Here is a 12,355-nt window from a genome sequence, read left to right on the forward strand (position 1 = left end):
TTCCATTAGCCGCCTGATTTCAGCGAGGCTTTGTGCGCTTCCAGCATACGCGCCATCTCTTTCGGCGGCTGGTATCCCGACACCACGGTGCCGTCACTCAGCACAATCGCGGGTGTGCCCTGTATGCCAAACAGGATGCCCAGTTGGTAGTGAGGGGCGATATCGGTTTTGCAGGTGGCCGGAGAGACGTCATCCCCCTTCATGGCCGCATCAAACGCTTTATTACGCTCCGCCACGCACCAGATGGATTGCATGTCTTTCGCGGCCTGAGAGTTCATGCCCTGACGAGGATAGGCCAGATAACGCACGGTAATACCGAGCGCATTGTAGTCCTTCATCTGCTCGTGCAGCTTGTGGCAGTAACCACAGGTGATATCGGTAAACACGGTAATGGCATATTTTTCCTGCGGCGCTTTATAGACGATCATCTGGTCTTTCAGTGCGACCAGACGCTCATTCAAAATATGGTTGGTGACATTCACCGGGGCATTACCGCTGATATCGAACAACGGCCCTTGCAGCAGATGCTTGCCGTCGTCGGTGATATAAAGCACGCCGTTCTCGGTCAGCAACGTTTTCATCCCGTTGATGGGAGAATCTTTCACTTCCGCGTTCTGCATGCCCAGACGGTTCAGCGCCTGTTTGATCGCGGCGTCATCGGCGCGCGCCACGCTGCTCAGAGCCAGAGTCAGCAACGAAAAGAGTACTACACGTTTTTTCATGGAATTATCCTGTTATCAGGGCGCAAGCGCCGTGCTTATCCATCATTGGCGGGAAAACCGCCATGACATCCTGTCAGCCCGCCGGTCATCATGCCCGGGGATGGTGCTGTTGATGCAGTTGTTTCAGCCGTTCCGTCGCAACATGGGTATAAATCTGCGTGGTGGACAGATCGCTGTGGCCCAGTAACATCTGTACCACTCGCAGATCCGCACCGTGATTCAGCAGGTGGGTTGCAAAGGCATGACGCAAAACATGCGGAGAAAGTTTATTGCTGTCAATAGACGCCAGTGTCGCATAGTGCTTGATACGGTGCCAGAACGTCTGCCTCGTCATCTGCTGAGCCCGATTACTGGGAAACAGCACATCCAGCGTTTGGCCGTTCAGCAACCACGGACGGCTGAACTCCAGATACTGTTCCAGCCAGTACACCGCCTCTTCCCCCAGCGGCACCAACCGCTCTTTGTTGCCTTTTCCCACCACCCGCACCACGCCTTGCCGCAAGCTGACATCGCTGATAGTCAGCCCAACCAGTTCGGAGACGCGCAGACCGGTTGCATACAGCAGTTCCAGCATCGCTTTATCCCGCAATTCGATCGGCTGATCGGTAACCGGCGCCGCCAACAGCGCCTCCACCTGCGCTTCCGTGAGATCTTTCGGCAATCGCTGCGGCAGCTTGGGGGACGACAACGGCGCACTCGGATCCTCGGCGCGTCGTTTTTCACGGTACAGATATTGAAACAGGCGCCGCATGGCGCTCAACAAGCGAGCCGAGCTGGTGGCTTTGTAGCCGCCCTCCAGGCGCTCAGCCAAAAAACCTTGCAGGTCCAACGGCTGAGCCTGCAGCAGATCACTGTTATGGTGCGCCAGCCACTCCGCCAGCGAACACAGGTCATTGCGATAGGACGACAATGTATTTTCCGCCAGGTTACGTTCCAGCCACAACGCATCCAGAAACTGCTCGATTAATACCTGATCCTGTTGCTGCACCACACCCTCCCGCCACATGGCCCCGGTCATTCCGCCATTATGCCTTACGGAGTATGTTCGGGGTACAATTCGGTAATCATTCTCAACTTCATCACATCCTGTGGCAAAACGAAGCACTAAAGGGATTATATTTTCTTATTCGAGCATATCCCGGAATACCTTTGCCACAAGGGCCGACGTCAGTTGCGGCACTGGTTTGAAAAGAACTTTTTTCTATGCATAGAATGCATGTCCGTGTGTTACAAAAAAGCAAAAAACTATGCAAGCCTCCATCTCATCCACTATTGATACTCAAGCACCAGACGCGCCGGTAAACTCGCGCAACAAAGTGGTGGTCGCCTCGCTGATCGGCACCGCCATCGAATTCTTCGATTTTTACATTTATGCTACCGCTGCCGTGCTGATATTTCCGCACATCTTTTTCCCGCAGGGTGACGCCACCGCCGCTACGCTGCAATCGCTGGCCACGTTCGCCATTGCGTTTGTCGCTCGTCCGATCGGCTCAGCGTTGTTCGGCCACTTCGGCGATCGCGTCGGCCGCAAGGTGACGCTGGTCGCGTCGCTGCTGACCATGGGGATCTCCACCGTATTGATCGGCCTCTTGCCGAGTTATGAAACCATCGGCGTCCTGGCGCCATTGCTGCTGGCGCTGGCCCGTTTCGGTCAGGGGCTGGGTCTCGGCGGTGAATGGGGCGGTGCGGCGCTGCTGGCGACGGAAAACGCCCCAGCCCACAAACGTGCTTTGTACGGCTCTTTCCCACAATTGGGTGCGCCGATCGGTTTCTTCTTTGCCAACGGCACCTTCCTGCTGCTCTCCTGGGTACTGACTAACGAGCAGTTCATGAGTTGGGGATGGCGCGTACCGTTCATCGCCTCGGCGGTGCTGGTGATTATCGGCCTGTACGTGCGCGTATCGCTGCATGAAACGCCGGTATTTGCCAAAGTCGCCAAAGAAGGGAAACAGGTGCGTATACCGTTGGGTACCCTGCTGAGCAAACATGTGAAAGCCACGATTCTGGGCACGTTCATTATGCTGGCGACCTACACCCTGTTTTACATCATGACGGTCTACTCCATGACTTACGGCACCACGCCCGCACCGGCAGGGCTGGGTATTCCACGCAACAACTTCCTGTGGATGCTGATGATGGCGGTGATCGGCTTTGGGTTGATGATCCCGGTTGCGGGCTATCTGGCTGATGCGGTCGGTCGTCGCAAGACCATGATCACGGTAACCTGCATCATGCTGGTGTTCGCCATGGCGTTCCCCTCGCTGCTGGGTTCAGGCGATCAGACGCTGATTATGGCGTTTCTGGTGTGTGGTCTTAGCCTGATGGGGTTGACTTTCGGCCCAATGGGCGCGTTGTTGCCGGAACTGTTTCCGACGGAAGTGCGTTATACCGGGGCGTCGTTCTCCTATAACGTTTCCTCGATTCTGGGAGCATCCGTAGCACCGTATATCGCCGCCTGGCTGACCAGCCATTACGGGTTGTTCTACGTGGGCGTTTACCTCGCCGCCATGGCTTCACTGACGCTGATAGCGCTGCTGCTGACGAAGGAAACCCGTCACCAGTCTCTCGACTAACGCCGACAGGGGTGGAGGCGCCGCTTTCATCCCTGCTTTCACCCCGTCCTCCTCCCACCCTGTACGCTCCCATCATATTCCGTTAGGCTAAGCGCACGGCGATATCGCCTTTATTGATGCAATCACGATCAGACAACTTATGAAAATAGGACTTTTTTACGGCACCAGCACCTGCTACACCGAAATGGCGGCGGAGAAAATCCGCGACATTCTGGGCGAGGAGTTGGTTGACCTGCATAACGTGAAAGACGTTGCGCCGCAGGAAATGGAAAACTACGAGATGCTGATTCTTGGCATCCCCACCTGGGACTTCGGTGAAATTCAGGAAGACTGGGAAGCCATCTGGGCACAATTGTCGGTGCTGAATCTGAAAGACAAAATCGTCGCGCTTTACGGCATGGGCGACCAGTCAGGATACGGCGAATGGTTTCTGGATGCGCTCGGTATGCTGCATGACCAGCTCAAACCGCTTGGCGTACACTTTATCGGCTACTGGCCGACAACAGGCTACGACTTCACTAGCCCGAAACCACTCACGGAAGACGGTAAGCATTTTGTAGGTTTGGCGCTGGATGAGGTCAATCAGTACGACATGAGTGATGATCGTATCCAGCAATGGTGCGAACAAATCCTGCAGGAAATGGCAGAACGGCTCTGATGACCGATACGTACGAATTCGTATTGAACGGTCATGCCTGAACGCTAACTGTAGCGATCAGGCGTGGTACAACACGCCTGATTCAGGTGAATGCGGTTCGCCGCATTTAATGATGACGGGATGATTCCGTTCCCTGCAGCGGATGGTGCTGCAACAGTTGACGCAACAGCCGCCATTCTTCGCTGCCCATGCTGTCTGACGCCAGCCACAGGCGCTGTTGCCCTTTGCCATCCACCGCCCGCAACGACAGTAAGACGCCGTTACGTATGACCCACGGCCGCCGGATAATATGCCAGTCGCGCTGCTGCCAGTGAAGTTGGCTCTCGCCGCGCAGGGAAATCTCTCCCTGACGTGACTTGATGGTGCGCTGGCTACGCACAAAATCAAATACCACCAGCGTCACCAGCCCCAGCCATAGCGGCGCATAACCGTCCGGCCAGGGTGCCAGCAGAATCATCAGCATCAAAAACCCGTGCGTCAGCAGTGAGAACAACTGCATACGCCAGGATACGCGTAAATCACATTGCCACTGGGCCACGATCTTTATTTCGCGTCTGGATGAGGGAAACCATACGTTTCAAACCCGAATCGACCGGCTCGCCATGGTTCATCAACCAATTGAACAAGTCGGGATCGTCGCACTGCAGTAAACGAATAAACTGCTGCTTATCGTCATCGCTTAACGTGTCGTAATCATGCTCGAAAAACGGCATGATGGAGATATCCAGTTCGCGCATTCCACGCCTGCACGCCCAGTGAATACGTGCCTTGTTATTGATGTCCATGTTCATGTCGCCCACTTCTCTGTATGGTTATCCGCACCGGTCGATGATGACCGCCGGTATCACGCTATTGTAACTGATGCCCTTCAACCAATAGTAACACTTTGACATATTTTCGCGTATTGCCGTGTGTACTATTTTACCGATGCAGAGCATACCGCACGATTCGCGCCCTTTATCCATGCGCACTGTCATGCCATTGATTTCGCCAATGGCTACCGTATGACGGGACACAGCCTAAACTGCTTGCAAACCTTTGTCGCTCTTTTACCATTGGATAATTCGCTCACATTACGCATCGCAGGATTGTAATATGGCTCATCCGTTTACTGCACAACCGTTATTTTCTTCCGCTCAACTCTCCGCCACCCTGATGTCGCTCGATGACTGGGCGCTTGTCACCCTCACCGGGCCGGATACCGTCAAGTACCTTCAGGGCCAACTCACCGCCGACGTGAACGACTTACAAAGCAGTGAGCAGGTACTCTGCGCCCACTGCGACGCCAAAGGAAAAATGTGGAGCAGCATGCGCCTGTTCCATCATGGCGACGGGCTGGCTTACCTGGAGCGCCGCAGTATACGGGATACACAGGTAGCGGAGTTGAAAAAATACGCCGTCTTTTCCAAAACAACCATCGCCGCTGACGACGGCACCATACTACTGGGCGCGGCCGGCCTCAACATCCGGGCCCAGTTGGCCCCGTTGTTCGACGCCCTGCCGGACGCCGGAAACACAGTCGTACATCAACCCGGTGCAACGCTGCTGTATTTACCCTCCCCCGCCGAGCGCTTTTTGCTGGTGCTGGATGCGCAGCGCGCTGCAACGCTGATTGACGCACTGCAACCACAGGTTGCATTCAATGATAGTCGTCAATGGCTGGCGCTGGATATTGAAGCGGGCCAACCTATTATCGACAGCGCTAATAGCGCACAGTTCATTCCACAGGCAACCAATTTACAAGCGCTGCAAGGCATTAGCTTCACCAAAGGGTGCTATGCCGGTCAGGAGATGGTCGCCCGCGCCAAATATCGCGGCGCCAATAAACGCGCATTGTACTGGCTGGCTGGCTCCTCGGCACAAATGCCCGCTGCCGGCGACGAACTGGAGTTGAAACTCGGTGATAACTGGCGCCGAACCGGCACTGTGCTGGCAGCCTGCCAGTTGCATGACGGCACACTGTGGGTTCAGGCGGTGCTGAATAACGATCTGGAAGCAGACAGCGTACTGCGGGTACGTGACGACGGCAGCAGCCAGCTAGCCATCCAACCGTTACCTTACGGGCTTGAAGCGTAAATCCTAAAAAACCGACGTTTCAATAATCACCGACGCGGCACCAACCTCAGGGAGCGACGGCTCCCTGATGGTAATCCTGCTCGCAGAACACTATCGGCTCGCAGAAGACTATGGCTAGCAGAACACTATGCCACGTACAGGTAAATCGCCAGGAAATGGCATACGCTGCCTCCCAGCACGAACCCGTGCCAGATGGCATGATTGAACGGAATACGCTTGCAGACGTAAAACACGACCCCCAGCGTATATAACGCCCCGCCTATCGCCAGCAGCGTCACACCGCCGACGGACAGCTTCATCGCTAATTGATACACCACAATCAGTGATAGCCACCCCATCACCAGATAGGTGACCAGCGACAACACCTCAAACCGATGAGCAAATGCCAGCTTGAAGATAATCCCCAGCAGCGCCAGGCTCCAGATAGTGATCATCAGCCCGTGCGCCAGCGGCGAATTAAGCCCGACCAGCAAAAAAGGGGTGTATGTTCCGGCAATCAGCAGATAAATAGCGCAGTGATCAAATTTTTTCAGCCAGCGCTTTGCTCGCTGATAGGGAATGGCGTGATACAACATAGAAGCGAGGAATAATAAAATCAGGCTGCCGCCATACAAACTGTAGCTGGTAATGGCCAGCGATGTGGCGCCGTTATCCACTGCCTGCACCAACAATAACACCAACCCGACAATCCCGAACACACAACCGATTCCATGGCTGATACTGTTGGCGATTTCTTCCGCCAGCGAGTAACCAGACTCCACCACGTTTTTTTTCATGCCAACCTCTTGTCTCATACTTACCCAAACCTCTGCACTAGCGGCATACCTGCCATGCTGAGCAAGCTTTGAGCAGATTAACTGAGAATAATTCCAGTGTACACCTGTACGCCAAAATAAAAATCCGTTACTTTCGAACGACATTCCAACGTGTTCATCTCCCGACGCATCCCCTACAATGGCGTCTCTTTATTACAGGAGGCTAACGGATGTCGCTCGCTTTACCCGTACTGGATTTCGGCCCCATGACCGATGTCGTCCAGTTTCTGATGGAAATCGACAAACTCAAGAGTGTTCAGCGCCGTTCCAAGGTGATTGGCACCGATCGCCAGGAAGATTCTGCGGAGCACAGCTGGCATTTTGCGGTTGCCGTGATGAGCCTGGCGCCTTATGCCGATGACAACATCGACATTACCCGCGTCCTGAAAATGGCGTTGATCCACGACATCGTGGAGATCGACGCCGGCGACGTGCTGGTATATGACCTCAAAGCCCGCGAAGCCATTCAGGAGCAGGAACAAGCCGCCGCCGCACGTATTTTTGGCCTGCTGCCGCCGCCACAACATGACCAGTTTCTGGCGCTATGGCACGAGTATGAAACCGGAGAAACCGCCGAAGCGCGCTTTGCCTTGATGATCGACCGGGTGATGCCGGTGCTGATGAACCTGCATAACGGCGGTCAAAGCTGGGTGGAGAACGGGATCAGGCTGGAGCAGGTGCTGAGTCGCAACGATTTTATCCGCGATATCAATCCGGCGCTGTGGGGTTACCTGAAACAACATCTGGAAGACGCACAGGCGAAGGGCTGGCTGAAGTAATCTGCCGCCGGCACCAGGAACCAGCGCAAAGAAAAACGGGAGGCTCACGCCTCCCGGTCATTTACAACAAGAGTTGCGTTTACTGATACTCGCTCATCGGCACACAGGAGCAGAACAGGTTACGGTCGCCGTAGACATCATCCAGACGTTTCACTGCCGGCCAGTACTTGTGAGCCTGCCCGGCCGGGAATACCGCCAGCTCGCGGCTGTACGGGTGCGACCAGTCGGCCGCCAGCTCAGTCTGGGTATGCGGCGCGTTCACCAGCGGGTTATCCTCATGCGGCCATTCGCCCGCCGCCACGCGGTCGATCTCGGCGCGGATCGCCAGCATCGCGTCGATGAAGCGGTCCAGCTCCACTTTACTTTCCGATTCGGTCGGTTCGATCATCAGCGTGCCTGCGACCGGGAACGACATGGTCGGCGCATGGAAACCGTAGTCGATCAGACGTTTGGCGATATCCATCTCGCTGATGCCGGTGCTGTCTTTCAGCGGACGAATATCCAGAATGCACTCGTGCGCTACGCGTCCATCGCGGCCGGTGTACAACACCGGATAGGCATCTTTCAGGCGGGTTGCGACGTAGTTGGCATTCAGGATAGCCACCTGACTGGCCTGTTTCAGCCCTTGCGCCCCCATCATGCGGATATACATCCAACTGATCGGCAGAATGGAAGCACTGCCGAACGGCGCGGCGGAAACCGCCCCCTGACGCGTCAACACGCCGTCCATTGCCACCACCTGATGGCCCGGCACGAACGGCGCCAGATGCGCTTTCACGCCGATAGGCCCCATGCCCGGGCCGCCACCGCCGTGAGGAATGCAGAAGGTCTTATGCAGGTTAAGGTGCGACACGTCCGCACCGATGTAACCCGGCGAGGTAATTCCCACCTGCGCGTTCATGTTGGCGCCATCCAGATACACCTGGCCGCCGTACTGGTGAACAATCTGGCACACTTCGCGGATGGTTTCTTCATACACGCCGTGGGTGGATGGATAAGTCACCATGATGCAGGAGAGTTTATCGCCCGCCTGCTGCGCTTTTTCCCGCAGATCGTGCAGGTCGATGTTCCCCTGCTTGTCGCAGGCCACCACCACCACCTGCATCCCCGCCATCTGAGCGGAAGCCGGGTTGGTGCCGTGGGCGGAGCTCGGGATCAGGCACAGGTTACGTTCGCCTTCGTTACGGCTTTCGTGATAACGGCGGATCGCCAGCAAACCGGCATATTCCCCCTGCGCACCGGAATTCGGCTGCATACACACGGCGTCGTAGCCGGTCAGTTGCACCAGCCAGTCGGATAACTGCGTAATCAGTTGGCGGTAACCCAGCGCCTGTTCCGGCGGGCAGAACGGGTGCAGCTCGGCAAATTCCGGCCAGGTGATCGGCAGCATTTCCGCCACCGCGTTAAGTTTCATGGTGCAGGAACCGAGCGGGATCATCGCCTGATTCAGCGCCAGATCCTTGCTTTCAAGACGGTGCAGATAACGCATCATCTCGGTTTCGCTGTGGTATTGATTGAACACCGGGTGAGTCAGGATATCGTCGCTACGCAACAACGCCTCAGGAATCGACGCCGACTGCCGGCTAACCGCCGCATCCAGCGTATCGATATCCAGCCCATGACTGTCGCCCAGCAACACGGCAAACAGCGCCAGCACATCATAGCGGCTGGTGGTTTCATCCAGCGCGATGCCGACCGCGCCATCGAGATCGGCACGCAGGTTGATACCCGCGCTCAGTGCGCGGTTTAACACCGCCGCCTTATCGGCGACCTCGACGGTCAACGTATCGAACCAGTGCTGATGACGCAGCGTCAGGCCACACGCCGTCAGACCGGCGGCCAGAATATCGGCCAAACGGTGGATGCGCCCGGCAATGCGTTTCAACCCCTGCGGCCCGTGATATACCGCGTACATACCGGCAATGTTGGCCAGCAGCACCTGCGAGGTACAGATATTGGAATTGGCTTTTTCACGGCGGATATGTTGTTCGCGGGTCTGCATCGCCATGCGCAGCGCCGTGTTGCCGGCCGCATCGCGGGAAACACCGATAATACGGCCCGGCATCGCGCGTTTGTATTCATCGCGGCAGGCAAAGAACGCCGCGTGCGGACCGCCGTACCCCATAGGTACGCCGAAACGCTGAGCGGAACCCAACACCATGTCGGCCCCCTGTTTGCCGGGTGCCGCCAGCAGTACCAGCGCCATGATGTCCGACACCACGCTGATGATCACCTTCCGGTTTTTCAGCTCGGCCATCAGCGCACGATAGTCGTGCAACTCACCGGTGGTGCCGACCTGTTGCAGCAACACGCCGAACACGTCGTCATATTTCACCACATCGGCGGCGTTGCCGGTGACAATCTCGAAACCGAAGGTCAGCGCGCGGGTGCGCACCACATCCAGCGTCTGCGGATGAACATCATCGGCAACAAAGAAACGGTTGGCCTGCTTGAGCTTACTGACGCGTTTTGCCATCGCCATCGCTTCTGCGGCGGCGGTCGCCTCATCCAGCAGCGAAGCGGAAGCCAGCTCCAGCCCGGTCAAATCCTGCGTCACTTGCTGGAAATTCAGCAATGCTTCCAGACGCCCCTGCGACACCTCCGGCTGGTACGGCGTATACGCGGTATACCAGCCCGGATTCTCCAGCACGTTGCGCAAAATCACCGGCGGCGTCAGCACCGCGTGATACCCCATGCCGATATAACTTTTATAGCGCTGATTGCGACCGGCGATGGCCTTCAATTCAGCCAATGCCTGAGACTCGGTGGCGGCATCACCCACCGCCGGCGGTTGGGGCAGTTGGATATCGGCGGGTACAATCTGACGGGTAAGTGCGTCCAGCGAATCTGCGCCAATGGCAGCCAGCATCTGCTGTTGCTGAGTAGCTGACGGGCCGATATGGCGCTCCGTGAACGCACTGCCGTGTTCGAGTTGACTGAGAGTCTGGGTCATGTGGGGGAATTTCCTGCATTGAGCACAGTGACGTGCAGCACAATTAAATAATTCAGAAGCAGTTAACGCATTCAAAAACAAGCAAACAATTCACAAAACAAGCGGATCATAAAAACGCCCCGTCGCAGGGAGCAGACGGGGCGTCAGGCTTATTCTTCTTCGTCGCCGTCTTCTTCTTCCAACAATGCCTGATAACCCTCGGCATCAAGCAATTCGTTCAGTTCAGCTTCGTCAGAGGCTTTGATACGGAACAGCCAGCCTTCGGCGTAAGGCGCGCTGTTTACCAGCTCCGGCGCACCTTCCAGCTCTTCGTTGATTTCCACGATTTCACCGCTGATCGGCGCGTAGATATCAGACGCGGCTTTGACGGACTCCGCCACGGCGCAATCGTCGCCGGCGTTCACCGTACTGCCGACTTCCGGCAGATCGACAAACACCATATCGCCCAGTAACTCCTGCGCATGCTCGGTAATACCTACGCTATAAACGCCATTGCCTTCCGCCATCACCCACTCATGGGACGAGGTATATTTCAGTTCTGCCGGAACATTGCTCATTGCCACCTTCTCCTTCCATTAACGCCCAAAATTAAAACTGAACCAGCGCCTTACCGGCGCGAACAAAATTCGGTTTGGTCACGTGCACCGGCATCTCGCGATTGCGAATCTGCACGATAGCCTGCTCGCCGATACCGGCGGGAACACGGGCCAGCGCGATGCTGACGCCCAGCGTAGGCGAAAACGACCCGCTGGTGATCACCCCTTCCTGCATGACGCCATGATTATCGGTAAAGCGGACCGGTTGACCGTGACGCAGCACGCCTTTTTCAGTCATCACCAAACCAACCAACTGTTCGGTGCCTTCCGCCTGCTGGCGTTCCAGCGCCTCACGGCCGATGAACTGACGATCTTCCGGCTGCCAGGCGATGGTCCAGCCCATGTTGGTCGCCAGCGGAGAGACGGTTTCATCCATGTCCTGACCGTACAGGTTCATGCCCGCTTCCAGACGCAACGTATCACGCGCGCCCAGCCCACAGGGTTTTACGCCAACAGCCAGCAGTTGTTGCCAGAAGCCGACCGCCTGTTCCTGTGGTAACGCAATTTCATAGCCTGCTTCGCCAGTATAGCCAGTGGTGGCGATAAAGAGGCCGTCGGCCTGCACGCCGAAGAAAGGTTTCATGCCCGCCACGATGTTACGTTGGGCATCGCTCAACAGACTACGCACCTTTTCCTGCGCCTGCGGCCCTTGCACGGCTATCAGCGACAGATCTTCGCGTTCGGTGATCGCCACCATGAACGGTTTGGCATGCTCGGTAATCCACGCCAGATCCTTTTCACGCGTAGCGGAATTCACCACTAGCCGGAAATAGTCTTCGGTCTGGAAATACACGATTAAATCGTCGATCACGCCGGCCGACGGCGTCAGCATGGCGGTATAGAGCGCTTTGCCGGGCTGGGTTAATTTGGCGACATCATTCGCCAGCAGGTAACGCAAAAATTCGCGGACACGGGCGCCGCGCAAATCCACGATAGTCATGTGCGACACATCGAACATGCCGGCGCTGCTGCGTACGATGTGATGTTCATCCAACTGAGAGCCGTAATGCAGCGGCATCATCCAGCCATGAAAGTCCACCATTTTGGCGCCATCGGCCAGATGCTGTTCATACAACGGGGTGTGGTTTGCCATTCTTTTCTCTCTACGTTAGCCGCGCGTTGTGATGCCAGGCTCCACGACGCAAACGTTTATCCTGCCGTTGAACTTACCACCGAAGCGCGC

General features: G+C 56.3%; 12 protein-coding genes. 4 read left to right on the forward strand and 8 right to left on the reverse strand.

Annotated features, from left to right (window positions below):
• Positions 1-5: 5 nt before the first annotated feature.
• Both dsbC and xerD read right to left on the reverse strand, forming a co-directional pair.
• Positions 6-722 (reverse strand): bifunctional protein-disulfide isomerase/oxidoreductase DsbC, encoded by a 717-nt coding sequence (dsbC, locus tag DCH402_RS17130; RefSeq protein ID WP_040002417.1) that lies wholly within the window; start codon positions 720-722, stop codon positions 6-8.
• 88 nt (positions 723-810) lie between these two features.
• Positions 811-1,710 carry a site-specific tyrosine recombinase XerD gene (gene xerD / locus DCH402_RS17135; protein WP_040003701.1) on the reverse strand — a complete coding sequence of 300 codons (900 nt, stop codon included), beginning with the start codon at positions 1,708-1,710 and terminating at the stop codon, positions 811-813.
• 259 nt (positions 1,711-1,969) lie between these two features.
• On the opposite strand from xerD, the gene DCH402_RS17140 reads away from it, so the two are divergent.
• Positions 1,970-3,295, forward strand: a complete 1,326-nt coding sequence (locus DCH402_RS17140; RefSeq protein WP_033576691.1) for an MFS transporter — start codon at positions 1,970-1,972, stop codon at positions 3,293-3,295.
• A gap of 139 nt (positions 3,296-3,434) precedes the next feature.
• Complete coding sequence (gene fldB, locus DCH402_RS17145) at positions 3,435-3,953, forward strand: flavodoxin FldB (protein WP_040002420.1); 519 nt, start codon at positions 3,435-3,437, stop codon at positions 3,951-3,953.
• A 106-nt stretch (positions 3,954-4,059) separates the two neighbouring features.
• Here the strand turns inward: fldB and DCH402_RS17150 are convergent, their stop codons facing one another.
• Together DCH402_RS17150 and sdhE are read right to left on the reverse strand one after the other, a co-directional pair.
• Positions 4,060-4,491, reverse strand: coding sequence for a protein YgfX (locus tag DCH402_RS17150; protein WP_040002422.1), 432 nt, complete (start codon positions 4,489-4,491; stop codon positions 4,060-4,062).
• Positions 4,472-4,738, reverse strand: coding sequence for an FAD assembly factor SdhE (gene sdhE / locus DCH402_RS17155; RefSeq protein WP_040003703.1), 267 nt, complete (start codon positions 4,736-4,738; stop codon positions 4,472-4,474). Before sdhE ends, DCH402_RS17150 begins: the two co-directional genes overlap by 20 nt.
• A gap of 310 nt (positions 4,739-5,048) precedes the next feature.
• Here sdhE and ygfZ point away from each other — a divergent pair, with 310 nt between their 5' ends.
• The gene (ygfZ, locus tag DCH402_RS17160) at positions 5,049-6,029 is read left to right on the forward strand and encodes a tRNA-modifying protein YgfZ (RefSeq protein ID WP_040002424.1); all 981 of its coding nucleotides are present in this window, start codon (positions 5,049-5,051) and stop codon (positions 6,027-6,029) included.
• A gap of 125 nt (positions 6,030-6,154) precedes the next feature.
• Here the strand turns inward: ygfZ and trhA are convergent, their stop codons facing one another.
• Entirely contained in the window at positions 6,155-6,805 is a 651-nt protein-coding gene (gene trhA / locus DCH402_RS17165) for a PAQR family membrane homeostasis protein TrhA (protein ID WP_040002425.1), read from the reverse strand.
• A 209-nt stretch (positions 6,806-7,014) separates the two neighbouring features.
• On the opposite strand from trhA, the gene DCH402_RS17170 reads away from it, so the two are divergent.
• The gene (locus DCH402_RS17170; RefSeq protein ID WP_040002426.1) at positions 7,015-7,623 is read left to right on the forward strand and encodes an HD domain-containing protein; all 609 of its coding nucleotides are present in this window, start codon (positions 7,015-7,017) and stop codon (positions 7,621-7,623) included.
• 79 nt (positions 7,624-7,702) lie between these two features.
• Here the strand turns inward: DCH402_RS17170 and gcvP are convergent, their stop codons facing one another.
• From gcvP to gcvT, 3 genes are all read right to left on the reverse strand, one after another.
• The gene (gcvP, locus tag DCH402_RS17175; RefSeq protein ID WP_040002427.1) at positions 7,703-10,576 is read right to left on the reverse strand and encodes an aminomethyl-transferring glycine dehydrogenase; all 2,874 of its coding nucleotides are present in this window, start codon (positions 10,574-10,576) and stop codon (positions 7,703-7,705) included.
• 149 nt (positions 10,577-10,725) lie between these two features.
• Complete coding sequence (gcvH, locus tag DCH402_RS17180; RefSeq protein WP_040002430.1) at positions 10,726-11,133, reverse strand: glycine cleavage system protein GcvH; 408 nt, start codon at positions 11,131-11,133, stop codon at positions 10,726-10,728.
• 31 nt (positions 11,134-11,164) lie between these two features.
• Positions 11,165-12,265, reverse strand: coding sequence for a glycine cleavage system aminomethyltransferase GcvT (gcvT, locus tag DCH402_RS17185; protein WP_040002431.1), 1,101 nt, complete (start codon positions 12,263-12,265; stop codon positions 11,165-11,167).
• Positions 12,266-12,355: the final 90 nt, after the last annotated feature.

The organism is Dickeya chrysanthemi NCPPB 402 (genome assembly GCF_000406105.1).
Lineage (GTDB): Bacteria > Pseudomonadota > Gammaproteobacteria > Enterobacterales > Enterobacteriaceae > Dickeya > Dickeya chrysanthemi.

Bases quoted from the DNA above. Each gene is read 5' to 3' on its own strand.
- gcvH (WP_040002430.1), bottom strand. From the start codon at position 11,133: ATGAGCAATGTTCCGGCAGAACTGAAATATACCTCGTCCCATGAGTGG.
- sdhE (WP_040003703.1), bottom strand. From the start codon at position 4,738: ATGGACATCAATAACAAGGCACGTATTCACTGGGCGTGCAGGCGTGGA.
- fldB (WP_040002420.1), top strand. From the start codon at position 3,435: ATGAAAATAGGACTTTTTTACGGCACCAGCACCTGCTACACCGAAATG.
- DCH402_RS17140 (WP_033576691.1), top strand. From the start codon at position 1,970: ATGCAAGCCTCCATCTCATCCACTATTGATACTCAAGCACCAGACGCG.
- gcvP (WP_040002427.1), bottom strand. From the start codon at position 10,576: ATGACCCAGACTCTCAGTCAACTCGAACACGGCAGTGCGTTCACGGAG.
- ygfZ (WP_040002424.1), top strand. From the start codon at position 5,049: ATGGCTCATCCGTTTACTGCACAACCGTTATTTTCTTCCGCTCAACTC.
- DCH402_RS17170 (WP_040002426.1), top strand. From the start codon at position 7,015: ATGTCGCTCGCTTTACCCGTACTGGATTTCGGCCCCATGACCGATGTC.
- trhA (WP_040002425.1), bottom strand. From the start codon at position 6,805: ATGAAAAAAAACGTGGTGGAGTCTGGTTACTCGCTGGCGGAAGAAATC.
- gcvT (WP_040002431.1), bottom strand. From the start codon at position 12,265: ATGGCAAACCACACCCCGTTGTATGAACAGCATCTGGCCGATGGCGCC.
- dsbC (WP_040002417.1), bottom strand. From the start codon at position 722: ATGAAAAAACGTGTAGTACTCTTTTCGTTGCTGACTCTGGCTCTGAGC.